Source organism: Myxococcus vastator, assembly GCF_010894475.1.
GTDB classification, from domain to species: Bacteria; Myxococcota; Myxococcia; order Myxococcales; family Myxococcaceae; genus Myxococcus; species Myxococcus vastator.
Genome location: NZ_JAAIYB010000912.1, coordinates 1 through 788 on the forward strand (window position 1 = coordinate 1; position 788 = coordinate 788).

At 54.3% G+C, this 788-nt stretch carries 1 protein-coding gene; it reads right to left on the bottom strand.

Annotated features, from left to right (window positions below; genetic code table 11):
• The coding region (locus tag G4D87_RS38290; protein ID WP_163787653.1) for a hypothetical protein at positions 1-570 on the bottom strand (570 nt) is incomplete at its 3' end.
• Positions 571-788: the final 218 nt, after the last annotated feature.

Here is a 788-nt window from a genome sequence, read left to right on the forward strand (position 1 = left end):
CCTCAAACCAGCGTTCCCGTGGCGCGCTTCTCTGGCAATGCGCTCCAACAATGCCTCTGCGACAGCAGAAAGAAGTCCCACACAATCGTCTTCACCATCAACATCGCTGGGAAACCGGGCAACGGGAAATCGAGCAAACTCCGTGGCGTCGAATTCCAGAACAAATACAGAGTCATAAACACCAATCACAGCCCCCATTGAACAGAATGAGCGCGTACCCGATTCCGCATCGTGCCGACGCAGATCTTCCTTCACCACACCGCCAACACTTACCGTAGAAGCAAATTCGCGTAAGATTTGCGCCCGAAGATGCACCAATCTCGACTCATCACTCTCGTAAGCATCCACCCCTTTTTTCAACTCATCCAACGCTGGATTCCATTGTATAGACTCGTCGCCGCTAAAGACTGACGGTCTTTTCTCTGGCGACCAACTAATCGCCACAAAGCCGAGCCGAGGCAAGGCTCTCACGCCTAGCCTGCCAAACATGCCCCTAACAATCTTTCCCGCACTCTGAATAAATTCATTCTGATACTTCCAAACCAACATCTCATCCGAACTTACCCGCATAGCATCCTCCCTCTCTCTCTGATGCTATCACAACTTCGACCACAGAGAGACGAATCGGGCATCCAGTCCGCAGCCCTTGAGACTCACTCAGGCGTGTCCCTCCGCCCGAGCGCACCCGGCAGGCACTTGAAGTCTGTATCCGTCCGGATTTAGGCGTCGGGTGAGTTGAGCGGACGGGAGGGCTCCACGCGTTCTTGGGGGATGCGATGGAGGGACAC